Source organism: Pseudomonas sp. NFACC37-1 (assembly GCF_900101575.1).
Lineage (GTDB): Bacteria > Pseudomonadota > Gammaproteobacteria > Pseudomonadales > Pseudomonadaceae > Aquipseudomonas > Aquipseudomonas fluorescens_AA.
Window position 1 is genome coordinate 34,381 of the sequence record NZ_FMUZ01000010.1, and the last position, 26,026, is coordinate 60,406.

27 protein-coding genes are annotated in these 26,026 nt (G+C 62.0%); 25 read left to right on the forward strand and 2 right to left on the reverse strand.

Features of this window, described 5'->3' with window-relative positions; genetic code table 11:
• Nucleotides 1–7 precede the first annotated feature (7 nt).
• The 8 genes from BLP82_RS13370 (at nt 8) to BLP82_RS13405 (ending at nt 7,078) form a co-directional block, all read left to right on the forward strand.
• A complete protein-coding gene (locus tag BLP82_RS13370; RefSeq protein ID WP_003179363.1) occupies nt 8–193 on the forward strand; it encodes a Trm112 family protein in 186 nt (61 codons plus the stop codon).
• Entirely contained in the window at nt 190–954 is a 765-nt protein-coding gene (gene kdsB, locus BLP82_RS13375) for a 3-deoxy-manno-octulosonate cytidylyltransferase (protein ID WP_092168478.1), read from the forward strand. The genes BLP82_RS13370 and kdsB overlap by 4 nt, the downstream gene beginning before the upstream one ends.
• Nucleotides 954–1,418 carry a low molecular weight protein-tyrosine-phosphatase gene (locus BLP82_RS13380; protein ID WP_092168481.1) on the forward strand — a complete coding sequence of 155 codons (465 nt, stop codon included), beginning with the start codon at nt 954–956 and terminating at the stop codon, nt 1,416–1,418. Before kdsB ends, BLP82_RS13380 begins: the two co-directional genes overlap by 1 nt.
• On the forward strand, nt 1,415–2,434 hold the full coding sequence (gene murB, locus BLP82_RS13385) for a UDP-N-acetylmuramate dehydrogenase (protein WP_092168484.1): 1,020 nt from the start codon (nt 1,415–1,417) through the stop codon (nt 2,432–2,434). Before BLP82_RS13380 ends, murB begins: the two co-directional genes overlap by 4 nt.
• A 279-nt stretch (nt 2,435–2,713) precedes the next feature.
• Entirely contained in the window at nt 2,714–3,184 is a 471-nt protein-coding gene (locus BLP82_RS13390) for a (2Fe-2S)-binding protein (RefSeq protein ID WP_092168486.1), read from the forward strand.
• Nucleotides 3,181–5,496 carry a xanthine dehydrogenase family protein molybdopterin-binding subunit gene (locus BLP82_RS13395; RefSeq protein WP_092168489.1) on the forward strand — a complete coding sequence of 772 codons (2,316 nt, stop codon included), beginning with the start codon at nt 3,181–3,183 and terminating at the stop codon, nt 5,494–5,496. Before BLP82_RS13390 ends, BLP82_RS13395 begins: the two co-directional genes overlap by 4 nt.
• Nucleotides 5,496–6,467 carry an XdhC family protein gene (locus BLP82_RS13400; RefSeq protein ID WP_092168492.1) on the forward strand — a complete coding sequence of 324 codons (972 nt, stop codon included), beginning with the start codon at nt 5,496–5,498 and terminating at the stop codon, nt 6,465–6,467. Before BLP82_RS13395 ends, BLP82_RS13400 begins: the two co-directional genes overlap by 1 nt.
• Before the next feature lie 20 nt (nt 6,468–6,487).
• Entirely contained in the window at nt 6,488–7,078 is a 591-nt protein-coding gene (locus tag BLP82_RS13405) for a nucleotidyltransferase family protein (protein ID WP_092168495.1), read from the forward strand.
• 206 nt (nt 7,079–7,284) lie between these two features.
• Here the strand turns inward: BLP82_RS13405 and rne are convergent, their stop codons facing one another.
• Nucleotides 7,285–10,482 (reverse strand): ribonuclease E, encoded by a 3,198-nt coding sequence (rne, locus tag BLP82_RS13410; RefSeq protein ID WP_092168498.1) that lies wholly within the window; start codon nt 10,480–10,482, stop codon nt 7,285–7,287.
• A gap of 699 nt (nt 10,483–11,181) precedes the next feature.
• Between rne and rluC the strand changes: the two genes are divergently transcribed.
• From rluC to BLP82_RS13425, 3 genes are read left to right on the forward strand one after another with little or no spacing between them, the layout of a single operon-like run.
• Nucleotides 11,182–12,138, forward strand: a complete 957-nt coding sequence (rluC, locus tag BLP82_RS13415) for a 23S rRNA pseudouridine(955/2504/2580) synthase RluC (protein WP_060743156.1) — start codon at nt 11,182–11,184, stop codon at nt 12,136–12,138.
• Nucleotides 12,128–12,790, forward strand: coding sequence for an HAD-IA family hydrolase (locus tag BLP82_RS13420; RefSeq protein WP_092168501.1), 663 nt, complete (start codon nt 12,128–12,130; stop codon nt 12,788–12,790). The genes rluC and BLP82_RS13420 overlap by 11 nt, the downstream gene beginning before the upstream one ends.
• Nucleotides 12,791–12,810: 20 nt before the next feature.
• Nucleotides 12,811–13,800, forward strand: a complete 990-nt coding sequence (locus tag BLP82_RS13425) for a S49 family peptidase (protein WP_060741227.1) — start codon at nt 12,811–12,813, stop codon at nt 13,798–13,800.
• A 211-nt stretch (nt 13,801–14,011) separates the two neighbouring features.
• Here the strand turns inward: BLP82_RS13425 and BLP82_RS13430 are convergent, their stop codons facing one another.
• Nucleotides 14,012–14,590 carry a Maf family protein gene (locus BLP82_RS13430; RefSeq protein ID WP_092168504.1) on the reverse strand — a complete coding sequence of 193 codons (579 nt, stop codon included), beginning with the start codon at nt 14,588–14,590 and terminating at the stop codon, nt 14,012–14,014.
• Nucleotides 14,591–14,695: 105 nt separating this feature from the next.
• Between BLP82_RS13430 and BLP82_RS13435 the strand changes: the two genes are divergently transcribed.
• The 14 genes from BLP82_RS13435 (at nt 14,696) to BLP82_RS13500 (ending at nt 25,882) form a co-directional block, all read left to right on the forward strand.
• Nucleotides 14,696–15,223 (forward strand): YceD family protein, encoded by a 528-nt coding sequence (locus tag BLP82_RS13435; RefSeq protein WP_003204262.1) that lies wholly within the window; start codon nt 14,696–14,698, stop codon nt 15,221–15,223.
• Nucleotides 15,224–15,236: 13 nt separating this feature from the next.
• On the forward strand, nt 15,237–15,419 hold the full coding sequence (rpmF, locus tag BLP82_RS13440; protein ID WP_003179396.1) for a 50S ribosomal protein L32: 183 nt from the start codon (nt 15,237–15,239) through the stop codon (nt 15,417–15,419).
• A 4-nt stretch (nt 15,420–15,423) separates the two neighbouring features.
• Nucleotides 15,424–16,434 carry a phosphate acyltransferase PlsX gene (plsX, locus tag BLP82_RS13445; protein WP_092168507.1) on the forward strand — a complete coding sequence of 337 codons (1,011 nt, stop codon included), beginning with the start codon at nt 15,424–15,426 and terminating at the stop codon, nt 16,432–16,434.
• A 123-nt stretch (nt 16,435–16,557) separates the two neighbouring features.
• Entirely contained in the window at nt 16,558–17,496 is a 939-nt protein-coding gene (fabD, locus tag BLP82_RS13450; RefSeq protein ID WP_072406322.1) for an ACP S-malonyltransferase, read from the forward strand.
• 15 nt (nt 17,497–17,511) lie between these two features.
• On the forward strand, nt 17,512–18,255 hold the full coding sequence (fabG, locus tag BLP82_RS13455; protein ID WP_092168510.1) for a 3-oxoacyl-ACP reductase FabG: 744 nt from the start codon (nt 17,512–17,514) through the stop codon (nt 18,253–18,255).
• Between the two features lie 191 nt (nt 18,256–18,446).
• Nucleotides 18,447–18,683, forward strand: coding sequence for an acyl carrier protein (acpP, locus tag BLP82_RS13460; protein WP_003175607.1), 237 nt, complete (start codon nt 18,447–18,449; stop codon nt 18,681–18,683).
• A gap of 108 nt (nt 18,684–18,791) precedes the next feature.
• Nucleotides 18,792–20,036, forward strand: a complete 1,245-nt coding sequence (fabF, locus tag BLP82_RS13465) for a beta-ketoacyl-ACP synthase II (protein WP_060741232.1) — start codon at nt 18,792–18,794, stop codon at nt 20,034–20,036.
• The gene (gene pabC, locus BLP82_RS13470) at nt 20,036–20,851 is read left to right on the forward strand and encodes an aminodeoxychorismate lyase (RefSeq protein ID WP_092168513.1); all 816 of its coding nucleotides are present in this window, start codon (nt 20,036–20,038) and stop codon (nt 20,849–20,851) included. Before fabF ends, pabC begins: the two co-directional genes overlap by 1 nt.
• Before the next feature lie 3 nt (nt 20,852–20,854).
• Nucleotides 20,855–22,015 (forward strand): endolytic transglycosylase MltG, encoded by a 1,161-nt coding sequence (mltG, locus tag BLP82_RS13475; protein WP_092168516.1) that lies wholly within the window; start codon nt 20,855–20,857, stop codon nt 22,013–22,015.
• A 20-nt stretch (nt 22,016–22,035) separates the two neighbouring features.
• Nucleotides 22,036–22,668: a dTMP kinase gene (tmk, locus tag BLP82_RS13480; protein ID WP_092168744.1), complete on the forward strand. Its 633-nt coding sequence runs from the start codon at nt 22,036–22,038 to the stop codon at nt 22,666–22,668.
• Nucleotides 22,661–23,647: a DNA polymerase III subunit delta' gene (locus tag BLP82_RS13485; RefSeq protein WP_092168519.1), complete on the forward strand. Its 987-nt coding sequence runs from the start codon at nt 22,661–22,663 to the stop codon at nt 23,645–23,647. Before tmk ends, BLP82_RS13485 begins: the two co-directional genes overlap by 8 nt.
• A gap of 49 nt (nt 23,648–23,696) precedes the next feature.
• Nucleotides 23,697–24,053, forward strand: a complete 357-nt coding sequence (locus tag BLP82_RS13490) for a PilZ domain-containing protein (RefSeq protein WP_060741236.1) — start codon at nt 23,697–23,699, stop codon at nt 24,051–24,053.
• A gap of 11 nt (nt 24,054–24,064) precedes the next feature.
• Nucleotides 24,065–24,859: a TatD family hydrolase gene (locus BLP82_RS13495; protein WP_060741237.1), complete on the forward strand. Its 795-nt coding sequence runs from the start codon at nt 24,065–24,067 to the stop codon at nt 24,857–24,859.
• Between the two features lie 384 nt (nt 24,860–25,243).
• On the forward strand, nt 25,244–25,882 hold the full coding sequence (locus BLP82_RS13500; RefSeq protein WP_060741238.1) for a TetR/AcrR family transcriptional regulator: 639 nt from the start codon (nt 25,244–25,246) through the stop codon (nt 25,880–25,882).
• Nucleotides 25,883–26,026: the final 144 nt, after the last annotated feature.

Genomic DNA, 26,026 nt, shown 5'->3' on the forward strand with positions numbered 1-26,026 from the left:
GAATTCCATGGACACCAAACTGCTCGATATTCTGGCCTGCCCGGTCTGCAAAGGTCCGCTCAAGCTCAGCGCCGACAAGACCGAACTGATCAGCAAGGGTGCCGGCCTGGCCTACCCGATTCGCGACGGCATCCCGGTGATGCTCGAAAGCGAAGCCCGCACCCTGACCACCGACGAGCGTCTGGATAAATGACCACCGCCTTTACCGTTGTCATTCCGTCGCGCTTCGCCTCGACACGCCTGCCCGGCAAGCCGTTGCTGTCGATCGCCGGCAAGCCGATGATCCAGCATGTCTGGGAGCAAGCCAGTAAAAGCAGCGCCCAGCGCGTGGTGGTGGCCACTGACGATGCGCGTATCGTCGAGGCCTGCAAAGGTTTTGGCGCCGAGGTCGTGCTGACGCGCGAAGACCATAATTCCGGTACCGATCGCCTGGCGGAGGTCGCGGCGAAGCTCGGTCTTGCCGCCGACGCGATTGTGGTCAATGTGCAAGGTGACGAGCCGTTGATCCCGCCGAGCGTGATCGATCAGGTCGCCGCCAACCTCGCGGCCCACACCGAAGCGCGCATGGCCACCCTGGCCGAGCCGATCGAGGATGTGCAGGCCCTGTTCAATCCCAACGTGGTCAAGGTGGTCAGCGACCTCAATGGCCTGGCGTTGACCTTCAGCCGTGCGACGTTGCCCTGGGCGCGGGATGCCTTCGCCCAAGGTCGCGACGTGATGCCGCAAGGCGTGCCGTACCGTCGTCACATCGGCATCTACGCCTACCGCGCCGGCTTCCTCCAGGACTTCGTCGCCTGGGGGCCGTGCTGGCTGGAAAACACTGAAGCCCTGGAACAACTGCGAGCGCTGTGGCATGGCGTGCGGATCCATGTCGCCGATGCGCTGATCGCCCCACCGACCGGTGTCGACACCGCCGAAGACCTCGAGCGCGTTCGCCGCCTGCTGGAGGCCTGATGCGGGTCCTGTTCGTCTGTCTCGGCAATATCTGCCGCTCGCCCACCGCCGAAGGCATCTTGCGCCACAAGTTGCGAGAGGCCGGGCTGGCCGGGCAGGTGGAAGTCGCTTCCGCCGGCACCGGTGACTGGCACGTCGGCAAGGCCCCGGACAAGCGCAGCCAGGCGGCGGCCGTAAAGCGTGGCTACGACCTGTCGGCCCAGCGCGCGCAACAGGTGACCCGCGCCGATTTTGCCGCCTATGACCTGATCCTGGCGATGGACAGCAGCAACCTGCGCAATCTCCAGGCCCTGCAACCGGCCAATGGCAAGGCCGAGCTGGATCTGTTCCTGCGGCGCTACGAAGCCGAACTTGATGACGTGCCTGACCCGTACTATGACGGCGAGCAGGGCTTCGAGCAGGTGTTGGACTTGATCGAGCGGGCCACCGATCGCCTGGTGATCGAATTGAAGGGGCGGTTATGACCTTGCAGGTACGGGCGGGCGTCAGCCTCAAGCCCTTCAACAGTTTTGGCGTGGACGTCAGCGCCCGGTTGTTCGCCGAAGCCCGCGACGATGGCGATGTTCGCCAGGCGCTGGCCTATGCCAGCGAGCATGCCGTGCCGCTGCTGGTGATCGGCGGCGGCAGCAACCTGTTGCTGACCGGCGACATCGACGCCTTGGTGCTGCGCATGGCCAGCCAGGGGATCCGCCTGCTCAGCGATGATGGCGAACGGGTGGTGATCGAGGCCGAAGCCGGGGAACCCTGGCATCCCTTCGTCCAACATACGTTGGCGCAAGGCTGGTCGGGCCTGGAAAACCTCAGCCTGATTCCCGGTACCGTAGGCGCGGCACCGATGCAAAACATCGGCGCCTACGGTGTGGAGATCAAGGATGTCTTCGCCGGCCTCACCGCCCTGGATCGCCAGACCGGCGAGCTGAGGGACTTCACCCTTGAAGACTGTCGGTTTGCTTATCGCGACAGCCTGTTCAAACAGCAAGCGGGTCGCTGGTTGATCCTGCGGGTGCGCTTTGCCCTCAGCCGCGCCGCACACTTGCATCTGGAGTACGGCCCGGTTCGCCAGCGACTGACCGAACAGGGCATCGATCAGCCGACGCCCACGGATGTGAGCCGGGCCATTTGCAGCATCCGCAGCGAAAAACTCCCCGACCCGGCCATGCTGGGCAATGCCGGCAGCTTCTTCAAGAACCCGCTGGTGCCGGCCACGCACGTGGCGTATCTCAAGCAGCAATACCCTGATCTTGTGGCTTATCCACAGCCCGAAGGGCAGATGAAAATCGCCGCCGGCTGGCTGATCGAACGGGCCGGCTGGAAGGGCTTTCGCGAGGGTGATGCGGGTGTGCATAAGTTGCAGGCGTTGGTGCTGGTCAACTACGGCAATGCCACGGGCCCGCAACTGTTGGACCTGGCCTTGCGCATCCAGAAAGACATTGCCGAACGTTTCCAGGTCGAGCTGGAAATGGAGCCCAATCGGTACTGAGCGCGGTGGGAGCAAAGCTTGCTCGCGATCAACTGAACAACGCCCTGCCACAATCACGCACAGATCATTTGTGCAGGATTGTGCAGGGCGTTTTGCTTGATCCTGGGTTAATTTAGTTCGCTAACGATGCGACCATCGCATCCTAAAGGCCCGGTGCAGACGCCTGTGTGCGACTGCATAAGAGAGCCCGATCAGCCTGAGCCAGTCTGCGACAACCGACCCGTTACCCAAGCGGCAGATTGCTCGACCCCATCACTCGAATAATGTGCGGGCGTGCCCATGATTACCCTGAAACTCAATGGAAAAGACCATCAACTGGATGTGACCGAGGACATGCCGCTGCTGTGGGCTATCCGGGATGTGGCCGGTTACAACGGTACCAAATTCGGCTGTGGCCTGGGCCTGTGTGGCGCCTGCACCATCCACATCGACGGCGCCCCGGCGCGCAGTTGCATCACGCCAATCGGCTCGGTGAAAGGGCAGGACGTCAGCACCATCGACGGGCTTCATGCCGACCCGGTCGGGCAAATCGTCCAGAAGGCCTGGCTCGACACGGCGGTGGCTCAGTGCGGTTACTGCCAGGGCGGGCAGATTATGTCCGCCACCGCATTGCTCAAGACCAACCCCAACCCGAGCGATGAGCAGATCGAAGAAGCTATGGTCGGCAACCTCTGCCGCTGCGGCACGTATAACCGGATCAAGACCGCGATCCGCCAGGCTTCCACTCACCTGAAGGAGGCCAAGGCATGAGCCGCTTGCCCGATGATTTCGTGCTGAGCAACCTCAGCCGCCGTGGTTTCCTCAAGGGTGCGAGCGCCACCGGCGTGCTGGTGCTGGCGGCAACGTGGGGCCTGCCGGATGCCTTTGCCGAGGAAAAGAAATTCGGCGCCGAGGGCATGCCCCATGGCGCGGTCGACGACCCGAAGGTGTACGTCAGCGTTGCCGCCGATGGCAGCGTGACCGTGATCTGCAACCGTTCGGAAATGGGCCAGGGCGTGCGCACCAGCCTGAGCATGGTGGTCGCCGACGAACTGGACGCTGACTGGGCGCTGGTCAAGGTCAAGCAGGCGCCGGCCGATGAGGCGCGTTTCGGCAACCAGGACACCGACGGTTCGCGCAGCATGCGTCACTGGTACGAGCCGATGCGCCGTTGCGGGGCTGCCGCCCGGACCATGCTGGAACTGGCCGCTGCTGCCCAGTGGAAGGTCCCGGTGGGTGAATGCCATGCCCAACTGCACAAAGTGCTGCACCAGCCTTCGGGACGTGAATTGGGGTATGGCGAATTGGCAGCCGCCGCCAGTGCCTTGCCGGTGCCGGCCCGTGACAGCTTGCGTCTCAAGCAGCCATCGGAGTTCCGCTACATCGGCAAGGAAGCGAGCCGGGCCATCGATGGCGCGGACATCGTCAACGGTCGTGCGGTGTTTGGTGCCGATGTGCATTTCGACGGCATGCTCTATGCGGTCATCGCGCGTCCGCCGGTCTATGGCGGCAAGGTCAAGAGCGTGGACAGCAGCGCGGCGCTGAAGGTACCGGGCGTGGTCAAGGTGGTCCAGATAGAGGGCCGTCCGCTGCCCTCGGAATTCCAGCCGTTGGGCGGCGTAGCGGTGGTGGCGAAGAACACCTGGGCGGCGATCAAGGGCCGCGAGGCGCTGAAAATCCAGTGGGACGACGGCCCGAATGCCGGTTATGACTCCATTGTCTATCGCAAGGAACTGGAAGCGGCCGCCCTCAAGCCTGGAAAAGTCGTGCGCAGCAGCGGTGACCTCGACGATGCGCTGGCCAAGGCTGATTCGACGTTGGAGGCGTCGTATTACTTGCCGCACCTGTCCCAGTCCCCCATGGAACCGATGGTTGCCGTCGCCCGGTTCAAGGACGGCCAATGCGAGGCCTGGGCGCCAAGCCAGGCGCCGCAGGTGACCCGTGAACGTGTCGCCGAACGCCTGGGTATTCCTTTCGAGAAGGTCACGGTGAACATCACGTTGCTGGGCGGCGGTTTCGGACGCAAGTCGAAACCTGACTTTGTCGTCGAGGCGGCGGTCCTCGCCAAGGAGTTTCCCGGCCAGGCAGTACGGGTGCAATGGACCCGCGAGGACGACATTCATCACTCGTACTTCCATACCGTATCGGCCGAATACCTCAAGGCCGGCCTGAACCAGGACGGCATGCCGTCCGGTTGGCTGCACCGCACCGTAGCCCCGAGCATCACCGCACTGTTTGCACCGGGCATGACTCACGAGGCACCGTTCGAAATAGGCATGGGCGTGACCAACATGGCCTACGCCATTCCCAACCTGCGCCTGGAGAACCCCGAGGCGGTGGCCCATGCCCGGGTGGGCTGGTATCGCTCGGTGTCGAACATTCCTCACGGCTTCGCAATCCAGAGCTTCATTGACGAACTGGCCCACAAAGCCGGCCAGGATCCGCTGAAGTACCAGGTCAAATTGCTCGGGCCGGACCGTAAGATCGATCCGCGCACTTTGAGCGAAGAATGGAACTACGGCGAATCCCCCGAGCGTTACCCGATTGATACGGCGCGGATCCGCACGGTGCTGGAAACCGCCGCGAAGGCCGCCGGTTGGGGCCGGGAACTGCCCAAGGGCCGTGGCCTGGGGCTGGCGGTGCACTACAGCTTCGTCACCTACGTGGCGGCGGTGCTCGAGGTGGAGGTCAAGGACGATGGCACGGTGATCGTGCACAAGGCGGACATCGCCGTGGACTGCGGCCCGCAGATCAACCCCGAGCGCATCCGCTCGCAATTCGAAGGCGCCTGCGTCATGGGCCTGGGCAATGCCATGGTGGGCGAAATCAGTTTCAAGGATGGCAAGGTGCAGCAGGACAATTTTCATATGTACGAAGTGGCGCGCATGTCCCTGGCGCCCAAGGAAGTGGCCGTGCACCTGGTCACGCCGCCGGGTGAGGTGCCGTTGGGTGGGGTTGGCGAGCCGGGCGTGCCGCCGATTGCGCCGGCCCTGTGCAACGCGATTTTCGCCGCCACCGGCCAGCGTATCCGTAACCTGCCTGTGCGCTATCAGCTGCAAGGCTGGCAACAGGCCAAGGCCTGATGGACAGCGTCGATCTGAATGTCCTGCGCAGCGTGCTCGAGTGGCGCCGCGCCGGGCAGCGAGTGGTGTTGTTCACCGTGGTCCAGACCTGGGGCACTGCGCCAAGGCCGCCGGGGGCGATGCTGGCCTTGCGCGAAGATGGCGTGGTGATCGGTTCGGTGTCGGGCGGTTGTGTCGAGGATGACCTGATCGCCCGGCTGCACGACGGCCGTATTCCGGCGGACGGTCCGCCGGTGCAACTGATCACCTATGGCGTCACCCGCGAAGAAGCGGCGCGCTTCGGCCTGCCGTGCGGCGGCACCCTGCGCCTGACCGAAGAGCGGGTGGGCGATCCACAGTGGGTCGCCGAACTGCTGGAGCGCTGCGAAGCCCATGAAATTGTCGCCCGTGAACTGACGGTGACCAGTGGCAACGTGGTCCTGACCCCGGCCATCAAGACCGACGTGCTGGTGTTCGATGGGCAGGTGCTGCGGGCCATTTACGGCCCGCGTTGGCGGTTGCTGCTGATCGGGGCCGGGCAATTGTCGCGCTACGTGGCGGAAATGGCCCGGTTGCTGGACTTCGAAGTGCTGATTTGCGATCCGCGCAAGGAGTTCGTCTATGGTTGGGAGGAACAGCATGGGCGCTTCGTCCCGGGGATGCCCGACGAAGCCGTGTTGAGCATCCAGACCGACGAGCGCACGGCCATTGTGGCGCTGACCCATGATCCACGCCTGGACGACATGGCGCTGCTCACGGCACTGGACTCCAAGGCTTTTTATGTCGGCGCCCTGGGTTCGCGGGTCAACAGCCAGAAACGCCGGGACAACCTGGCTCAGCTAGGCTTGTCTGCGGAGGCGATTGAGCGCTTGCATGGACCGATCGGCTTGCATATCGGCAGCCATACCCCGGCGGAAATCGCCTTGTCGCTGCTGGCCGAAATCGTGGCCATCAAGAATGGCGTGGAACTGCGGCAGAAAAAACCGCTGTAAGCCGTGGGTAAGGAGGGCGTATGAGCGAGTCGATTGGCGTGATCATCCTGGCGGCCGGAACGGGCAGCCGTTTTCGCCGGATTGCAGGCCCCGGCAAGGATAAATTGCTCGCCGATTGCACCGGGCGTGACGGTGCCGTGCGCTCGGTGATCGAGCAGGTGCTGGTGAATCTGCCAGCCTCCCTGGAAAAGCGCGTGCTGGTGACGAGCAAGGACCGGCCGCAAGCCATTCGCATGGCCCAGGCCTATGGCTGCGATTTCGTGGAACTGGACTCCCCCGGCCTGGGCGACAGCATTGCCGCCGGTGTTCAGGCCTGCCCTGAGCTTGATGGCTGGCTGATGGTGCTGGGTGACATGCCCTTCATCCTGCCGTCGAGCATCGAGCAGGTGGCGGCGGGGATTCGCGCGGACGGCATCAGCGTGCCGGTCCTGGCCGGTGAGTACGGGCATCCGGTTGGATTCGGTGGTGAGTTTGGGCCGAAACTGATGGCGCTCACCGGCGATCGGGGAGCCAAGGTATTGTTTGCCGGGGCGCAAGTGGTCGAAGTGCCGGTGGACGACCCTGGCGTGACGTGGGATGTGGATGTGCCAGAGGCACTGGTCTTCAAATAACAGGCGACGCAGAACCCTGTGGGAGCGAGCTTGCTCGCGAAAGCGGTCTGACTTCAGCATTGATGCAAGCTGACCCGGCGCCATCGCGAGCAAGCTCGCTCCCACATTGGACTTTTGTCCGCTTCCAGTCCCCTGTGGATAACTCTGAAGGCATAAAAAAGCCCCGCCTGGGGTTACCAGGCGGGGCTTTTTACTGGGCGGTGGAATCAGGCGTGAGGTTTAGGCTCGTGCTCTTTTTCCAGGGCTTCAGTGTGACGTGGTGCGATTTCTTCAGCGGTGTGCTGAGGCTCGTCGAACGTCGGAGCCGATTCAACCGGGGTTTCGGCGACCGGGGCAGGGGCAGGGGCTGCCTCGGCGACTTCTTCCACGACTGGCGCAGGCTCGGCAGCAGGCGCTTGAGCGGCGGCAGCGGCAGCTTGTTCGGCTTCCTTCTGCAGACGCTCGGCTTCACGCTTGCGACGACGCACTTCACGTGGATCGTTCGGTGCACGGCCATTCGCGGTCAGGGCGCTGGCAGGTGCAGGCTCTTCCACCGGGGCCGGGACTTCGGCAACCACCGGTGCCTCGACCACTGGAGCAGGCTCGATCACTTCTGGCTCGACCGCTTTCACGGGCTCTGGTGCCGGCTCAGGCTCGACAACAGGTGCCGGTGCGGCTGGCTCGGCGGTCCAGTTGAACGCAGTCTGCTCTTCGCGGACAGGCTCTGGTGCCTTTTCCTCGGCCGGTGCTTCGACGACCGGTTCGGCAGCAACGACTGGAGCCTCGACGACCGGTGCAGGCTCGACGGCGACTTCGGCTTCAGGCTGGGCGTCATGGGCCGGTGCGAGTTCCACTTCTGGCGAGGCGGTGGCTTCTACCGGGGTGGTGGCTTCGACTACAGGCGCTTCAACCGGCGCGTTTTCCACCGCAGCGGTGGCACGTTCGGCTTGTTCGTGAGCCTGGGCTTCAGCCGGGGCGCTGATCGCGCTGCTGGCAACGGCCGCGGTCACGGCCAGGCCGGCGGCCAGGTCCGCGGCGCTTGGCGCTTCGGCGTTCTCGGTGGACTCGGACTCTTCCGAACCTTCGATCACGTTGCCGTTGGCGTCGCGCTGACGCTCACGACGGTTGCTGCGACGACGCTGGCCACGGGAGCGGCGGCGTGGACGATCGCCTTCGGCGGTGTCCTGGCCATCTTCCTGCAACTGCTCTTCGGCGTTCAGCACTTCTTCTTCACTGGCAGCGGCGGCTGCCTGTTCGGCGCGTGGCTGGCGTTCTTCACGTGGAGGACGCGGTGCGCGTTCTTCACGAGGCTGGCGGGCTGGACGCTCTTCAGCGGTGGCGGCAGCCACGGCCGGGGCGGCATCCAGTGGCTCGCGCAGTTCACGAACACGTTCTTCACGCTCGCCACGTGGCTTGCGGTCTTCACGCGGTGCGCGTGGCTGGCGTTCTTCACGGGGCGGACGCGGTGCGCGTTCTTCGCGGGCTACGACTGGTGCTTCCTCACGGGCTTCGCGCGGCTGGCGTTCTTCACGCGGCTCACGTGGCGCACGTTCTTCACGCGGTGCACGTTCTTCGCGAGGCTTGCGCTCTTCATCGCGACGACCGTTGCGGTTGCGGGTCTGCTGGCGACCGTTGCGGCGTTCTTCGTTGCGGGCAGGACGCTCGGTAGCGGCAGGCTTGGCGACGACGGCCGGGGTAGCGGGTTCTTCCTTGGTGGCGAACAGGCTGACCAGCGACTTCACCAGGCCTTTGAACAGGCTTGGCTCGGGGGCTGCGGCCGGGGCGGCAACCGGAGCGGCCACTTCGGTCGGAACCGGAGCGTTGGCGCGGGCCGGAGCCGTCTTGACCGCGGCTTCCTGGCGAACCAGGGTGCGAGTGGCGGCGGCCGGCTGGACTTCTTCCACTTCGGCGGCGGCGGCAGCGATTTCGTAGCTGGACTGGTTGGTGTGGGCTTCCGGACTGTCATCGCGCAGGCGCTGCACTTCGAAGTGCGGCGTCTCGAGGTGATCGTTCGGCAGGATGACGATGCGGGCGCGGGTGCGCAGTTCGATCTTGGTGATCGAGTTGCGTTTTTCGTTAAGCAGGAACGCGGCCACCGGGATCGGCACTTGGGCGCGAACTTCGGCGGTGCGGTCTTTCAGGGCTTCTTCTTCGATCAGGCGCAGGATCGCCAGGGACAGCGACTCGACGTCACGGATGATGCCGGTGCCGTTGCAACGCGGGCAAACGATGCCGCTGCTTTCGCCCAGGGATGGACGCAGGCGCTGACGGGACATTTCCAGCAGGCCGAAGCGCGAGATGCGACCGACCTGTACGCGGGCACGGTCGGCTTCCAGGCATTCACGGACCTTTTCTTCCACGGCGCGCTGGTTCTTGGCCGGGGTCATGTCGATGAAGTCGATGACGATCAGGCCGCCGATGTCGCGCAGGCGCAACTGACGGGCGATTTCCTCGGCGGCTTCAAGGTTGGTCTGCAGGGCGGTTTCTTCGATGTCGCTGCCTTTGGTGGCGCGGGCCGAGTTGATGTCGATGGACACCAGGGCTTCGGTCGGGTCGATGACGATGGAGCCGCCGGACGGCAGTTCGACGACGCGCTGGAAGGCGGTCTCGATCTGGCTTTCGATCTGGAAACGGTTGAACAGCGGAACGCTGTCTTCGTAGAGCTTGATCTTGCTGGCGTACTGCGGCATCACCTGGCGAATGAAGGTCAGGGCTTCGTCCTGGGCTTCGACGCTGTCGATCAGCACTTCGCCGATGTCCTGGCGCAGGTAATCGCGGATGGCGCGGATGATCACGTTGCTTTCCTGGTAGATCAGGAACGGCGCGGAACGATCCAGCGAGGCTTCTTTGATGGCGGTCCACAGTTGCAGCAGGTAGTCGAGGTCCCACTGCATTTCTTCGCTGCTGCGGCCCAGGCCGGCAGTGCGCACGATCAGGCCCATGTCGGCTGGCGCGACCAGGCCGTTGAGGGCTTCGCGCAGTTCGTTGCGCTCTTCGCCTTCGATGCGGCGGGAGATGCCGCCGGCACGCGGGTTGTTCGGCATCAGGACCAGGTAACGGCCGGCCAGGCTGATGAAGGTGGTCAGGGCGGCGCCCTTGTTGCCACGTTCTTCTTTTTCGACCTGGACGATGACTTCCTGGCCTTCGCTCAGGACGTCCTTGATGTTGACGCGGCCTTCAGGGGCCTTCTTGAAGTATTCGCGGGAGATTTCTTTGAGGGGCAGGAAGCCATGGCGCTCGGAGCCGAAATCGACAAAGGCAGCCTCAAGGCTTGGTTCGATGCGAGTAATCCGGCCTTTATAGATGTTGGCCTTCTTCTGCTCGCGTGCACCGGATTCGATATCCAGGTCGTAGAGGCGCTGGCCGTCTACCAGTGCAACACGCAACTCTTCGGGTTGAGTTGCGTTAATCAGCATTCTTTTCATGTAGTACCGTCGGTTTCCGGGCTGCCGGAAACGGCGTTCGGCACACACGACTTCTCACGGTCGGTGTCAGGTGCGTCCTGGAGATGGCGAGGCCATTCCAGTGTCCAGCGAGTTCGGCCCAATGATGGCGAAGTCGCGACGGACGCGTCCTGCTTGCTGGTACTCAAGCACTCAGTCAGGAGGAGGAATCAACCGGCGTCTGTGGACGAGATGAAGCGTCTAAATATAAGCCTAGTGCTACACAGTCCGACGGTTGTACGTCTCCACCCTACACGTATCCCTGATAATTCGGGTGCTGCCGCGCGCAGAATCCGCAGCGGGTTGGCATTTACCGTGAGCTCCGGAAGGGGAGGTCACGCATCATGGCTAATTTAGGCGTTGTTTCCGAAGCTCTCGCTCGGGGTCGTTCGCAGCTGACTGCACTTTGTGAACTGGCCGTGAATGTGGCGCGCAAGGCGAGTCAAAACTCTGCTTTGCGGCGTATTTCAGGCCTCATGTCACCTGCGCTCGTTACACCTGAAAACTCTACCGTTACGTAGCGAAAGCCCCGTAGGACGGCCTCTCGTCCTCGTGAATTGCGTTGGTCAGGGCCGGTTTTTGACCGCTGGTCCACTGTCCAGCCACTTTTGGCGGCGTTCGCGACTATAGCAGCAATGATTAAGTGCTTCAATTCCATAAAAAATTGTTATGATCGCCGCCATGACAACTACTGCCCCTTCGACCCCTGGCGTTCAACTGCTCGAGGTCTCGCCGGAATATGCCGGCCAACGAATCGATAATTTCCTGCTGGCCCGGCTCAAAGGCGTGCCCAAGACCTTGATCTACCGCATTTTGCGCAAAGGCGAAGTGCGGGTGAACAAAGGTCGGATCAAGCCCGAATACAAGCTCCAGGCCGGTGACATCGTGCGCGTGCCGCCGGTTCGTGTGCCCGAGCGCGATGAGCCGGTGCCCTTGGCCCAGGGATTGTTGCAACGCCTTGAAGCCTCGATCGTCTACGAAGACAAGGCCCTGATCGTGATCAACAAGCCCGCGGGCATTGCGGTTCACGGCGGCAGCGGCCTGAATTTCGGTGTGATCGAAGCCTTTCGTCAGTTGCGTCCGGACGCCAAGGAGCTGGAACTGGTCCATCGCCTCGACCGCGACACCTCCGGCCTGCTGATGATCGCCAAGAAACGCAGCATGTTGCGCCACTTGCACGAGCAACTGCGCGGCGACGGCGTCGACAAGCGCTACATGGCGCTGGTGCGTGGCCGCTGGGAAACCTCCATCAAACAAGTGCGTGCGCCGCTGCTCAAGAGCAACCTGCGCTCCGGCGAGCGCATGGTCGAAGTCAATGAGGAGGGCAAGGAGGCGCTGACGGTGTTCAAGGTGTTGCGCCGTTTCGACGACTTCGCCACCTTGGTCGAGGCCAAGCCTGTGACCGGGCGCACGCATCAGATCCGCGTCCATACCCTGCACGCCGGCCACTGCATTGCCGGTGACAGTAAATACGGCGATGACGATTTCACCAAGGAAATCCGCGACCTGGGCGGCAAGCGCCTGTTTCTCCACGCCTATATGCTCACCGTGCCGCTGCCCGATGGCGGCGAGCTGAAATTGCAGGCCCCAGTGGATGACATGTGGGCCAAGACGGTGGAGCGGCTGAGTGCATCCTGAGTACAAATTGCTGATATTCGATTGGGACGGCACTCTTGCCAATTCCATCGGTCGGATCGTGGAGTCGATGCATGTCGCATCGGATCGCTCGGGTTTTGCCCGGTGCGACGATTTTGCGGTGAAGGGCATCATCGGCTTGGGGTTGCCGGAAGCGATTCGCAGTTTGTACCCGGAGATCGACGACGATGAGCTGGTGGTTTTTCGCCAGCACTATGCCGATCACTACATTGCACTGGAGGCCGAGCCTTCGCCGTTGTTCGAGGGCGTGGTTCATACCCTTGAAACCTTGAAGGGCGAGGGTTATCGCTTGGCGGTCGCGACCGGCAAGGCCCGTCGCGGGCTGGATCGGGTATTGAAGGCCCATGGTTGGGACGATTATTTCGATATCACCCGTGCCGCCGATGAGACGGCCAGCAAGCCGCATCCGCTGATGCTCGAGCAGATACTGGCTCATTGTGGGGTGCTGCCTGCGCAGGCGTTGATGGTGGGGGATTCCTCGTTCGACCTGCAGATGGCGCGCAATGCCGGCATGGGTTCGGTGGCTGTCAGCTATGGTGCGCAGTCCATCGAGGCGCTCAAGGCGTTCGAGCCGCGACTGGCGATTGATCATTTTCCTGAATTGCACGCCTGGCTGAGCCAGCGCGCCGATTAAAGTCTGTTGAGGATGCATGTATGACCGATGAATGGAAGGCACCGGCCAAAGCGAGCGCTGACAACGGTGACGAAAAAAGCTGGAAGCTGCTGGAAAAGACCCTGTTGGCCGGGGTGGAGGAGCAGCGTCGTGCGCGGCGCTGGGGGATCTTCTTCAAATGCCTGGTCTTCATCTATCTGTTTTTCGGCTTGGCGTTGATCTTCCAGGCGGTTGATGGCAAGAAGAGTCCGGGGGGTGGTTCGGCCTATACGGCGGTCATCGACATCGAAGGCATGATTGCCGACAAAGAGGCGGCCAGTGCGGACAATATTGTCGGCAGCCTGAGGGCCGCGTTCGAAGATTCGAAGGTCAAGGGCGTGGTGCTGCGCATCAACAGTCCGGGTGGCAGCCCGGTGCAGGCCGGCTACGTCTATGACGAAATCGTCCGCTTGCGCGCGGCGCATCCGGATATCAAGGTCTACGCGGTGATTTCCGACCTCGGTGCCTCCGGTGCCTACTACATCGCCAGTGCGGCGGACCAGATCTATGCCGACAAGGCCAGCCTGGTAGGCTCCATTGGCGTGACGGCGGCGGGTTATGGCTTCGTCCAGACGCTGGACAAGCTTGGGGTGGAGCGCCGGGTCTATACCGCGGGCGAGCACAAATCCTTCCTCGATCCGTTCCAGCCGCAAAAGCCTGAGGAAACGGCGTTCTGGCAGGGGGTGCTCGACACTACCCATAAGCAGTTCATCGCCAGCGTCAAGAAGGGGCGGGGCGAGCGCTTGAAAGACAAGGAACACCCGGAGCTCTTCTCCGGGCTGGTCTGGTCGGGCGAGCAGGCGTTGCCGCTGGGCTTGATCGATGGCTTGGGTAGCGCCAGCTCGGTGGCTCGGGACGTGATTGGCGAGAAGGAGTTGGTGGATTTCACCATTGAAGAGTCGCCGCTCGACCGTTTCTCGAAAAAACTGGGCGCCAGCATCGCCGAGCGTCTGGCGATGTGGATGGGGTTCCAGGGTCCGGCGTTGCGCTGATTGTCTTGGCGCTTCAATGCAGGAGAGGCTGACAGCCTCTGTGGCGAGGGGATTTATCCCCGCTGGGGCGCGAAGCGCCCCTTAGTCTGTCGCCTCGGTGCGCGGCTCCATTGATAGGGCCGCTTCGCGCCAACGGGGATAAATCCCCTCGCCACAAGTTTTGTATTTACAAGTTTTGTATTTAGCAGTGGTTGCTCTCAATGCCCAGGCTTCAGGGGATTTGCACACCCTCGGCCAGCAACATGTCCACAAGGCGAATCAGCGGCAGCCCGACCAGGCTGGTGGCGTCCGGTCCTTCGGTGCTCTGGAACAGGCTTACGCCCAGCCCCTCGGCCTTGAAGCTGCCGGCGCAATCGTAGGGTTGCTCGGCGCGCAGGTAGCGTTCGACGCGGCCTGGATCCAGGGTGCGCATATTGACTGTAAATGCAACGCAATCGACCTGGCAGGCGCCTGTCTGGCTGTTGAGCAGCGCCAGGCCGGTCAGGAACGTGACCTTGGCGCCGCTGGCGGCCAACAGCTGTTCGCGGGCGTTCTCGAAGGTGTGAGGCTTGCCCAGGATGCGCTCGCCGAGCACGGCGACCTGGTCTGAGCCGATGATCAGGTGCCCTGGATAGCTTTGGGCCAATGCCAGGGCTTTTTCCCGGGCCAGGCGTTTGACCAGTTCAAGGGCGGGTTCGCCGGGCCGATGGCTTTCGTCGATATCGGGTGAGCTGCAGACGAACGGCAGCCCCAGGCGGGCGAGCAATTCCCGGCGGTAGACCGAGCTTGAGGCAAGTAATAAAGGCAGCATGGGCATCTCCAGGAGTCGGGGACGAATTCTAGCGAGGCACGCAAGTGACGGACAGGGCTGAATTTCCTTTGACATGGCCGGGGGCATCCCTATAATGCTGCGCCTATGTTGAATGACCCGATTCCACCTCACGTTGACCCGCGCAAATTGGCTGACCGTGGCACCACCCTTCAAGGTGAACTGCTGCTGGCCGATTTGAAGAGACTCTGCGACCCGCTTTCCGACGATGTCGGTACGGTCCAGGCCAAATTCGTTTTTGAACGAGATGAACGTAAATCTGTGGTAATCCACAGCTTTATCGACACTGAAGTCAAAATGGTTTGCCAGCGTTGTCTTGAGCTGGTCACCCTGCCGATCCACAGCGAATGCAGTTACGCCGTGGTGAAGGAGGGTGCGAATACCCAGTCGTTGCCGAAAGGTTATGACGTGCTGGAACTGGGCGAAGATCCATTGGATCTGCAGTCACTGATCGAGGAGGAGCTTCTGCTCGCCTTGCCCATTGTGCCTGCTCATCATCCGGAAGAATGCCAGCAGCCGGCGGGAGCAGATGAGCCCGAACCGAGCGAGGACGAGGTAACGCGGTCCAACCCGTTCAGTGTATTGGCGCAGTTAAAGCGTGACCCAAACGTTTAGGAGTTAATCAATTATGGCTGTTCAGCAGAACAAAAAATCCCGCTCTGCCCGTGACATGCGCCGTTCGCACGACGCTCTCGAGGCTAGCACCCTGTCCGTAGAAAAAACCACTGGTGAAGTTCACCTGCGTCACCACGTATCGCCAGAAGGCGTATACCGTGGTCGTAAAGTGATCGACAAGGGCGCCGACGAGTAATCACTTGTCCGCTCAAGTCATCGCGATTGACGCAATGGGCGGGGACTTCGGTCCCCGCAGCATTGTTCAGGCCAGCCTTGCTTGTCTGAATGCTACGCCCTCGCTGCACCTGACCCTCGTCGGTCAATCCCCCCTCCTGGAAGACATGCTCAGCGGCCAATCGGCTGTGGATCGCGCGCGCCTGACGATTGTCCCGGCGTCCGAAGTCATCACCATGGACGAAAAGCCAGCCCAGGCCCTGCGCGGCAAGCCTGACGCCTCGATGCGGGTGGCCCTTGAGCTGCTGCGTGATGGCAAGGTCCAGGCCTGTGTCAGTGCTGGCAATACCGGTGCGCTGATGGCGCTGTCACGCTATGTACTCAAGACCTTGCCGGGTATCGACCGGCCCGCGATGGTGGCGGCGATCCCGACCCAGCGTGGGTTCTGTCAGTTGCTCGACCTGGGGGCGAACGTCGATTGCAGTGCCGAGCATCTGCTGCAGTTCGCGGTGATGGGCTCGGTCGCGGCTGAAACCCTGGGCATCGTGCGCCCTCGCGTGGCGTTGCTGAACATCGGCACCGAAGACATCAAGGGCAATCAGCAGGTCAAGCTGGCGGCCACGTTGTTGCAGGCTGCGCGGGGCATCAACTACATCGGTTTCGTCGAAGGCGATGGTCTGTACCGTGGCGAGGCCGATGTGGTGGTCTGTGACGGTTTCGTGGGCAATATCCTGCTCAAGTCCAGCGAGGGGCTGGCGACCATGATCGGCCAGCGCATCGAGACCTTGTTCAGGCAAAGCCTCGCTTCGCGGGTGGTCGGCGCCCTGGCGCTGCCGTTGATGCGTCGCTTGCAGGCGGACCTGGCGCCGGCGCGGCACAACGGTGCGAGTTTCCTCGGGTTGCAAGGTATCGTGATCAAGAGTCACGGGTCGGCGGGTGTGCAGGGTTTCCAAAGTGCGATCAACCGAGCGGTGATCGAGATCCAGGAGAACCTGCCGGAGCGCTTGCACGGTCGCCTCGAGGATTTGTTAACTTAGGCGTTTTCGTCCGACAATGCTTAAATGTGACCGGTCGGTTCAACCCGCCATCCAACTTTCAGTTTGCTAGCGCCCCCAGGGGCGTCAATTTTTGACGACAAGATCATTAGGGGCTTTGTTTTCATGTCTGCTTCCCTCGCATTCGTCTTTCCAGGGCAGGGCTCGCAGTCCCTCGGCATGCTGGCCGAGCTGGGCGCGCAATACCCGCTGGTCCTCGAAACATTCAAAGAAGCTTCCGATGCGCTCGGCTATGACTTGTGGGCACTGACCCAGCAAGGGCCGGAAGAGCGGCTCAATCAAACCGATAAGACCCAACCGGCCATCCTCACCGCCTCGATCGCTTTGTGGCGCCTTTGGCTGGCTGAAGGCGGCGCGCGCCCGGCATTCGTCGCCGGTCATAGCCTTGGCGAATACAGTGCCCTCGTGGCCGCTGGCAGCCTGAGCCTGGGCGCCGCGGTGAAACTGGTGGAGCGTCGTGGCCAGTTGATGCAAGAAGCCGTTCCGGCCGGGCAGGGCGGCATGGCCGCGATCCTCGGCCTGGAAGACGCCGATGTACTGGCAGCCTGTGCCGAGGCGGCGCAAGGCGAAGTGGTCAGCGCGGTGAACTTCAACTCTCCGGGTCAGGTGGTCATCGCCGGCGCCAAGGCGGCTGTCGAGCGTGCCATCGAGGGCTGCAAGGCCCGTGGTGCCAAGCGCGCCATGCCACTGCCGGTCAGCGTGCCGTCGCACTGTGAACTGATGCGTCCGGCCGCCGAGCGCTTTGCCGAGTCCATCGCTGCCATCGATTGGCAGGCCCCGCAGATTCCCGTGGTGCAGAATGTCAGCGCCGACGTGGCGCCTGATCTCGAGACCTTGAAGCGTGATCTGCTGGAGCAACTCTACAAGCCGGTTCGCTGGGTCGAATCGGTGCAGACCCTGGCAGCCAAGGGCGCGACCGAACTGGTCGAATGCGGTCCTGGCAAAGTGCTGGCGGGCCTGAACAAACGCTGCGCCGAAGGCGTGTCGACTTCCAACCTCAATACCCCAGATGCCTTCGCTGCCGCCCGTGCAGCGCAGGCCTGAACAGGAGAAACTTGCATGAGTCTGCAAGGTAAAGTTGCACTGGTGACCGGTGCAAGCCGTGGCATCGGCCAGGCCATCGCCCTTGAGCTGGGTCGTCAAGGCGCCATCGTCATCGGCACCGCGACTTCCGCTTCGGGCGCAGAGCGTATCGCCGCGACCCTGAAGGAAAACGACATCCAGGGCACCGGCCTCGAGCTGAACGTCACCAGCGACGAATCCGTTGCGGCGGTGCTGGCAAGCATTCAGGAGCAGTTCGGCGCGCCGGCGATCCTGGTCAATAATGCCGGTATCACCCGCGATAACCTGATGATGCGCATGAAAGATGACGAATGGTTCGATGTGATCGATACCAACCTGAACAGCCTGTATCGGCTGTCCAAGGGGGTTCTGCGTGGCATGACCAAGGCGCGTTGGGGGCGAATTATCAGTATCGGCTCGGTTGTGGGTGCCATGGGCAACGCAGGCCAAGTAAACTATGCTGCGGCGAAGGCCGGTCTGGAAGGTTTCAGCCGTGCGCTGGCGCGTGAAGTGGGTTCGCGCTCGATTACGGTAAACTCGGTTGCACCGGGTTTCATCGACACCGACATGACCCGTGAACTGCCGGAAGCACAGCGCGAAGCGTTGCTGACACAGATTCCGCTGGGTCGTCTGGGGCAAGCTCAAGAAATCGCGTCCGTGGTCGCTTTTCTTGCGTCGGACGGTGCGGCATACGTGACCGGGGCTACAATCCCGGTGAACGGCGGGATGTACATGAGTTAAATGTGACGGATTGCTTCAAAAAAATGTCATACGAGCTGTCTAAAATCCGTTATAAAGCTGCAATCAATTTATAGACGGCGGGCCGCGGGGTTTGAGGAGTGAAGCTTTCGGTTGAAAAACCGAAAAGTTCTTCTATACACTTACCCACCGGCCAGCTGCCTGAATTTGTCCATTAGGAGTGAAAACAAGGTATGAGCACCATCGAAGAGCGCGTCAAGAAAATCGTTGCCGAGCAACTGGGCGTTAAAGAAGAAGAAGTTGTGAACACCGCTTCCTTCGTTGAAGACCTGGGTGCCGACTCCCTTGACACCGTTGAGCTGGTGATGGCTCTGGAAGAGGAATTCGAGACCGAGATTCCTGACGAAGAAGCTGAGAAGATCACTACTGTACAAGCTGCTATCGACTACGTTACCAGCCACCAGGCGTAATCGTATTCAGTCGTCGCTAGCTGTCATGGAAAAACCGCACTGCCGTCACGGCGTGCGGTTTTTTCTTTAGGCCTGATGCAAAGTCGTCATTAGAAAAAGGAGAGTGCTGTGTCGCGTAGACGCGTCGTAGTCACCGGTATGGGTATGTTGTCGCCACTGGGCACGGATGTGCCGAGCAGTTGGCAGGGCATTCTGGCTGGCCGCAGTGGCATTGGTCTGATCGAACACACCGACCTTTCTGCCTATTCCACCCGTTTTGGCGGCTCGGTAAAGGGCTTCAATGTCGAGGAATACCTGTCGGTCAAGGAAGCCCGCAAGCTCGACCTGTTCATTCAATACGGCCTGGCAGCCGGTTTCCAGGCGGTGCGTAACGCTGGCCTGGAAGTCACCGACGCCAACCGTGAACGCATCGGCGTGGCCATGGGTTCGGGTATTGGCGGTTTGACCAATATCGAAGAAACCAGCCGCACGCTGCACGATTCGGGGCCGCGACGGATTTCTCCGTTCTTCGTGCCGGGCTCGATCATCAACATGATTTCCGGTTTCCTGTCCATCCACCTGGGTGCCCAGGGACCCAACTACGCCATCGCCACGGCGTGCACCACCGGTACCCACTGCATCGGCATGGCCGCGCGCAACATCATGTACGACGAAGCGGACGTGATGATCGCCGGTGGCGCTGAAATGGCCGCTTGCGGTCTTGGCATGGGCGGTTTCGGCGCGTCCCGTGCGCTGTCGACCCGCAACGACGAGCCCGCCCGCGCGAGCCGGCCATGGGACAAGGGCCGCGATGGCTTCGTACTGTCCGACGGTGCCGGTGCGCTGGTGCTCGAGGAGCTGGAGCACGCCAAGGCGCGCGGCGCGACCATCTATGCCGAACTGATCGGCTTCGGCACCAGTGGCGACGCATACCACATGACTTCGCCACCGGCCGATGGCGCCGGTGCGGCTCGTTGCATCGCCAATGCCTTGCGTGACGCGAAAATCAACGGCGAACAGGTGCAGTACATCAACGCCCACGGTACTTCCACACCGGCCGGCGACCTGGCCGAAGCCCAGGCGATCAAGACCGTGTTCGGCGAGCACGCCTACAAGCTGGCGGTCAGCTCGACCAAGTCCATGACCGGTCACCTGCTGGGGGCGGCTGGGGCGGTGGAAGCGATCTTCAGCGTACTGGCGATCAACAGCCAGACGGCGCCGCCGACCATCAACCTCGATGAGCCGGACGACGGCTGCGACCTGGACTTCGTGCCGCACACTGCCCGCAGCATGGACATCGATGTGGTGCTGTCCAACTCCTTCGGCTTTGGCGGGACCAACGGTTCGCTGGTGTTCCGCCGGTTCGCCGGTTGATGGAAAGCTGGGTCGACGGTCAGCCAGCCGACGTCCTGTCGCTGAAAGATCGCGGCCTGGCTTACGGGGATGGGTTGTTCGAGACTATCGCCGTGCACGGTGGCAACCTGCTGTTGCTGGAGCGTCACCTGCAGCGCCTGGAAGCAGGTTGCCAGCGGTTGGCGCTCAACGTCGACATGATCGCGTTGAGCGCAGAGCTGGACGCCTACGCCCGCGACCTGGGCGACGGCGTGCTGAAGTTGATCGTGACCCGTGGCGACAGCCTGCGCGGTTATGCCGCTGATCCCTCGACGCCGGCCAGGCGCATCCTGCAAGGCAGTCCGCCGGCCGCCTATCCCGCCGTCCATGGCGACCACGGCATTCTGCTGTTTCCCTGCACCGTGCGTTTGTCCGAGCAGCCCTTGCTCGCGGGGCTCAAGCACCTCAATCGCCTGGAACAAGTGCTGGCTCGTGCCGAATGGCGCGATACGCAGTACGCTGAAGGCTTGATGCTGGACGTGTCCGGACGGGTGATCGAAGGTGTGTTCAGCAACCTGTTCCTGGTGCGCAATGGTGTCTTGTTCACGGCGGACCTGAGCCGTTGCGGTGTGGCCGGGGTGATGCGCGCCGAATTATTGTTTCAAGCCAAGTCCCAAGGCATCGCCACGCAAATCAGCGACATCAGCCTCGAACAGCTGCACCAGGCCGATGAAGTCTTCGTCTGCAATAGCGTTTATGGCGTGTGGCCGGTGCGCGGATGCGGTTCGGCGCGCTGGTCGGTTGGCCCGCTCACCCGTAAACTGCAGACCCTTGCCCGTGCGCTATTGGATGTTTGATTCGTGAGACGTAAATTCTTGCTGCTGCTGGAGACCGGACTGGTCCTGGCAGGGCTGTTGTTGGGTGCTTCGGCCTGGAAGATTCATTCGGCGCTGCAACAGCCGCTGAACATCACCCAGGAAGAATTGCTGGACGTGCCCAACGGGACCACCCCGACCGGAACCCTCAAGCGCCTCGAAGCCGATGGCTTGATCAAGGACGCTTTCTGGCTGCGGATCTATTGGCGCTTCAATCTTGCCGGCCAGCCATTGCACTCCGGCGAATACCGTATGGTGCCAGGCATGACCATGGAAGGCCTGATCGCCGTCTGGAAGCGCGGCGAAGTGGTGCAGTACAGCGTGACGCTGGTGGAGGGCTGGAATTTCCGCCAGGTGCGCGCCGCACTGGCCAAGGATGAAAAGCTCCAGCAGACCCTCACCGACCTGAGCGACAGCCAGGTCATGGATCGTCTCGGTCATTCGGGCGTATTTCCCGAGGGGCGGTTCTTCCCGGACACCTATCGCTTCGTGCGCGGTACCTCGGATGTCGACCTGCTGAAAAAGGCCTACGACCGCTTGGAAGACGTGCTCGCCAAAGAGTGGGCACAGCGTTCCGCCGATGTGCCTTACACCTTGCCGTACCAGGCGCTGATCATGGCATCCCTGGTGGAGAAGGAAACCGGCGTGCCCCAGGAACGCGGGCAGATTGCCGGCGTCTTCGTACGGCGCATGCGCCTGGGCATGCTGCTGCAGACCGATCCCACGGTGATCTATGGCTTGGGCGAGCGTTACACGGGCAAACTCACCCGCGCCCATCTGAAAGAAGAAAACCCCTATAACACCTACCTGATTCCGGGCTTGCCGCCGACGCCGATCGCGATGGTGGGACGTGAAGCGATTCACGCCGCGTTGAACCCGGCGCCGGGCAACAGCCTTTACTTTGTCGCCCGTGGCGATGGCAGCCACGTGTTTTCCGATGACCTGGAGTCCCACAACAACGCGGTGCGCGAGTTCCAGCTCAAGCGCCGTGCCGACTACCGCTCCAGCCCGGCCCCGGCAGCGCCGTACGAGCAAGCGCCGATCCCGGCGGCTTCGCCCGACACTGCCCCCGAAGCGGTGCCCCAGGTGCCGCCCCAGGTGCCGGCTCCCGAACCGGACGCCAGCGAGCCACCGAGCCCGCAATGACTTTGATTAAGGATCGCCCCGTGACTGGCTTGTTTATAACGCTGGAAGGCCCGGAAGGCGCCGGCAAGAGTACCAACCGCGAATACCTGGCCGAACGCCTGCGGGCCGCCGGCATCGAGGTGGTATTGACCCGTGAGCCGGGCGGTACGCCGCTGGCCGAGCGTATTCGCGAGGTACTGCTGGCCCCTCTTGAAGAGGTCATGAACCCTGACACTGAGCTGCTGCTGGTGTTCGCTGCCCGGGCACAGCATCTGGCCGAGGTGATTCGCCCGGCGCTGGCCCGTGGTGCCGTGGTGCTCTGCGATCGTTTTACCGATTCGACCTACGCCTACCAGGGCGGCGGCCGGGGCTTGTCCGTGGAGCGTATCGCCGCGCTGGAAACCTTCGTCCAGGGTGACCTGCGACCAGACCTTACCCTGGTGTTCGACCTGCCGGTGGAAATTGGCCTGGCCCGCGCCAGCGCCCGTGGCCGGCTGGATCGTTTCGAGCTTGAGGGGCAGGATTTCTTCAATGCCGTGCGCAATGCCTTCCTGGGGCGCGCCAAGGCCGATCCGGCGCGTTACCTGCTGATCGATGCCGCACAGCCGCTGACCCAGGTCCAGCAATCCCTGGACGGCTTGCTGCCGCGTTTGCTGGAGCGTGTCTGTGGCTGAAGCCTATCCCTGGCAAGACGGTCTCTGGCAGCAACTGGCCGGTCGTGCCCAGCATGCCCACGCCTATCTGCTGCACGGCCCGGTCGGCATTGGCAAGCGGGCACTGGCCGAACGCCTGATGGCCAGCCTGCTGTGCCTGCGTCCGGGGGCTTCGAACGCCTGTGGTGAATGCAAGTCCTGCCTGCTGCTCAAGGCCGGCAGCCATCCCGACAATTACGTGCTGGAACCGGAAGAGGCGGACAAGGCGATCAAGGTCGACCAGGTCCGGGACCTGGTCAGCTTCGTGGTTCAGACCTCGCAGATGGGCGGGCGCAAAGTGGTGCTGATCGAGCCGGTCGAGTCGATGAACATCAATGCCGCCAACGCCTTGCTCAAGAGCCTCGAAGAACCCTCCGGCGATACCGTGCTGCTACTGGTCAGCCACCAGCCGAGTCGCTTGTTGCCGACCATCAAGAGTCGCTGCGTGCAGCAGGCCTGTCCGTTGCCGAGCGAAGCGATGAGCTTGCAATGGTTGGCCCAGGCCCTGCCTGACAACACTGATGAAGAACGTATCGAGCTACTGACCCTCGCGGCCGGTTCGCCGCTGGCGGCTGTCAGCCTTCAGGCCCAAGGCGTGCGTGAACAGCGGGCCCTGGTGGTGGACGGGGTGAAGAAACTGCTCAAGCAGCAGCAATCCCCCACGCAACTGGCCGAGGGTTGGAACGCCATCCCGCTACTCCTGCTGTTTGACTGGTTCTGCGACTGGTCGAGCCTGATCCTGCGTTACCAGTTGACCGAAGACGAGGCGGGCCTGGGGCTGGCGGACATGCGCAAGGTGATCCAGTACCTGGCGCAAAAAAGCAGCCAGGATAAAATCTTGAACATCCAGGACTGGATTCTTGCCCAACGGCAGAAGGTGCTGAGCAAGGCGAACCTCAATCGGGTGCTGTTGCTCGAGGCGCTGTTGGTGCAGTGGGCAAGTTTGCCTGGTCGAAACTGACAGGCACGGCCTAGCTACTAAACTCAGCTCAACCGCAGCGGAGATCAGCATGAACGAACCTGTCAGTCCCGGTCCACGCAACGGCATCCTGTCCCTGACGATCAAGGACAAGTCGGTGCTTTACGCCGCCTACATGCCCTTCATCAAGAACGGCGGCCTGTTCATTCCGACCAACAAGCATTATCGCTTGGGCGATGAAGTGTTCATGCTCTTGAGCCTGATGGACGAAGCGGAGAAAATCCCGGTCGCCGGCAAGGTAATCTGGCTGACCCCCAAGGGCGCCCAGGGCAATCGGGCCGCCGGCGTAGGCGTGCAGTTCAACGACGGCGACAATTCTGCCCGCAATCAGATCGAAACCCACTTGGCCGGCTCCCTGAAGTCCGACCGTCCCACCCATACGATGTAGCCTGGCCTTTTATGCTTGTAGACTCCCATTGTCACCTCGACCGTCTCGACCTCGCTGCCCATGGCGGTTCCTTGGATGCTGCGCTGGACGCGGCCCGTGAACGGGGTGTGGGGCACTTCCTGTGCATCGGCGTCAGCGCCGACAATGCCGCCGACGTCAAGGCCTTGGCCGAGCGTTATGCCGATGTCGATTGTTCGGTCGGTATCCATCCCTTGGATGTCCAGCCCGACGCCGCGCCGGCGCTCGATTGGCTGTTGCGTGAGCTCGATCATCCACGGGTGGTCGCCATTGGCGAAACCGGCCTGGACTATCACTACGAGCCAGAAGCCGCCGACGTGCAGCAAGCCTCGTTCCGGCTGCACCTGGAGGCCGCCCGGCAGACCGGCAAGCCGGTGATCATCCACACCCGTGGCGCCCGGGCCGACACCCTGGCCCTGCTGCGTGACGCCGCGCTGCCCCAGGCCGGTGTGCTGCATTGCTTCACCGAAGACTGGGACATGGCCAAGGCCGCCCTGGACATGGGCTATTACATTTCCTTGTCCGGGATTGTCACGTTCCGCAATGCCGATGCCTTGCGCGACGTTGCGAGCAAAGTGCCGGCTGATCGACTGTTGGTGGAAACCGACTCGCCTTACCTGGCGCCGATTCCGTATCGCGGCAAGCCGAACCTTCCGCAATACGTACGGGAAGTGGCGGAGTTTCTGGCGATGTTGCGCGGTGAGTCCTACGAACGGTTTGCCGAGCAGACGACGGAAAACTTTAAGCAATTGTTTCCGCTGGCTCATGTCCGTTCGGTGGATGCCTGAATTTCATGCAAAAAAAACCCGGGTTCTGGGGGGTGAATCCGGGTTAAGACCATTAGGAGTAAAACAAAGGCACGCGGTCCGTTGGTACCTTTATCAGCGCGTCACTTGGGGGAGATGTCGCGCCGACAGTTCAAGTATTGATCAGTATGCCAACGCGTCCAGTCTGGCCGGGGCGGTTTTTAAACAAATTTGGAATACGCTCGCTTCGGATAAGTTCTCACTGCCGCCAAAGCTCGCCGGCACGGCGCATGGCTGCGGGAAGTGACGAGCCGGGTGTGTACGGTTTTGTGAAGAACAGTGGCCGAGAACGGATGATCCGTGCATTTTTGCGTAAGTTAGGCATAATACCCGGCTTCGAATTTTGACCCTTCAGACCTTTTTCTTATGCACAAAGAACCCCGTAAGGTCCGTGAGTTTCGCCGCCGCGAGCAGGAAATTCTCGACACCGCGCTCAAGTTGTTCCTCGACCAGGGTGAAGACAGTGTCACCGTCGAGATGATTGCGGATGCCGTGGGTATCGGCAAAGGCACGATTTATAAACATTTCAAATCCAAGGCGGAGATCTACCTGCGCCTGATGCTCGACTACGAGCGCGATTTGAACGAGCTGTTGCATTCGGCCGATGTGGACAAGGACAAGGAAGCCCTGTCCCGGGCCTACTTCGAGTTCCGCATGCGCGACCCGCAGCGCTACCGCTTGTTCGACCGTTTGGAAGAGAAGGTGGTCAAGGGCAACCAGGTGCCGGAGATGGTCGAGGAGCTGCACAAGATCCGCGCCTCGAACTTCGAACGCCTGACCCTGCTGATCAAGGGCCGGATCAGCGAGGGCAAACTCGAGGACGTGCCGCCTTATTTCCACTATTGCGCTGCCTGGGCGTTGGTGCATGGCGCGGTGGCGCTGTATCACTCGCCGTTCTGGAGCAACGTGCTGGAAGACCAGGAAGGTTTCTTCCAGTTCCTGATGGACATCGGCGTGCGCATGGGCAACAAGCGCAAGCGCGATACCGACGTCCCGAGCAACTGACTGGCCGCAAGGCAACAAGACATTCAGCTGCCTTATTGCGCCATGTCCGCTTACATGGCGCAGTGCCCCAGTAATATACTCAGGCTTGGGTCTTGCGAAATCTTGATTTCCAGGTCAATTATCGCGAGTCCGATTTTTCTTGTG

What these genes read in the sequence shown, in the direction of transcription:
- BLP82_RS13370 (WP_003179363.1), top strand. Translation starts at nt 8, where the DNA reads ATGGACACCAAACTGCTCGATATTCTGGCCTGCCCGGTCTGCAAAGGT.
- kdsB (WP_092168478.1), top strand. Translation starts at nt 190, where the DNA reads ATGACCACCGCCTTTACCGTTGTCATTCCGTCGCGCTTCGCCTCGACA.
- BLP82_RS13380 (WP_092168481.1), top strand. Translation starts at nt 954, where the DNA reads ATGCGGGTCCTGTTCGTCTGTCTCGGCAATATCTGCCGCTCGCCCACC.
- murB (WP_092168484.1), top strand. Translation starts at nt 1,415, where the DNA reads ATGACCTTGCAGGTACGGGCGGGCGTCAGCCTCAAGCCCTTCAACAGT.
- BLP82_RS13390 (WP_092168486.1), top strand. Translation starts at nt 2,714, where the DNA reads ATGATTACCCTGAAACTCAATGGAAAAGACCATCAACTGGATGTGACC.
- BLP82_RS13395 (WP_092168489.1), top strand. Translation starts at nt 3,181, where the DNA reads ATGAGCCGCTTGCCCGATGATTTCGTGCTGAGCAACCTCAGCCGCCGT.
- BLP82_RS13400 (WP_092168492.1), top strand. Translation starts at nt 5,496, where the DNA reads ATGGACAGCGTCGATCTGAATGTCCTGCGCAGCGTGCTCGAGTGGCGC.
- BLP82_RS13405 (WP_092168495.1), top strand. Translation starts at nt 6,488, where the DNA reads ATGAGCGAGTCGATTGGCGTGATCATCCTGGCGGCCGGAACGGGCAGC.
- rne (WP_092168498.1), bottom strand. Translation starts at nt 10,482, where the DNA reads ATGAAAAGAATGCTGATTAACGCAACTCAACCCGAAGAGTTGCGTGTT.
- rluC (WP_060743156.1), top strand. Translation starts at nt 11,182, where the DNA reads ATGACAACTACTGCCCCTTCGACCCCTGGCGTTCAACTGCTCGAGGTC.
- BLP82_RS13425 (WP_060741227.1), top strand. Translation starts at nt 12,811, where the DNA reads ATGACCGATGAATGGAAGGCACCGGCCAAAGCGAGCGCTGACAACGGT.
- BLP82_RS13430 (WP_092168504.1), bottom strand. Translation starts at nt 14,590, where the DNA reads ATGCTGCCTTTATTACTTGCCTCAAGCTCGGTCTACCGCCGGGAATTG.
- BLP82_RS13435 (WP_003204262.1), top strand. Translation starts at nt 14,696, where the DNA reads ATGTTGAATGACCCGATTCCACCTCACGTTGACCCGCGCAAATTGGCT.
- rpmF (WP_003179396.1), top strand. Translation starts at nt 15,237, where the DNA reads ATGGCTGTTCAGCAGAACAAAAAATCCCGCTCTGCCCGTGACATGCGC.
- fabD (WP_072406322.1), top strand. Translation starts at nt 16,558, where the DNA reads ATGTCTGCTTCCCTCGCATTCGTCTTTCCAGGGCAGGGCTCGCAGTCC.
- fabG (WP_092168510.1), top strand. Translation starts at nt 17,512, where the DNA reads ATGAGTCTGCAAGGTAAAGTTGCACTGGTGACCGGTGCAAGCCGTGGC.
- acpP (WP_003175607.1), top strand. Translation starts at nt 18,447, where the DNA reads ATGAGCACCATCGAAGAGCGCGTCAAGAAAATCGTTGCCGAGCAACTG.
- pabC (WP_092168513.1), top strand. Translation starts at nt 20,036, where the DNA reads ATGGAAAGCTGGGTCGACGGTCAGCCAGCCGACGTCCTGTCGCTGAAA.
- BLP82_RS13490 (WP_060741236.1), top strand. Translation starts at nt 23,697, where the DNA reads ATGAACGAACCTGTCAGTCCCGGTCCACGCAACGGCATCCTGTCCCTG.
- BLP82_RS13495 (WP_060741237.1), top strand. Translation starts at nt 24,065, where the DNA reads ATGCTTGTAGACTCCCATTGTCACCTCGACCGTCTCGACCTCGCTGCC.
- BLP82_RS13500 (WP_060741238.1), top strand. Translation starts at nt 25,244, where the DNA reads ATGCACAAAGAACCCCGTAAGGTCCGTGAGTTTCGCCGCCGCGAGCAG.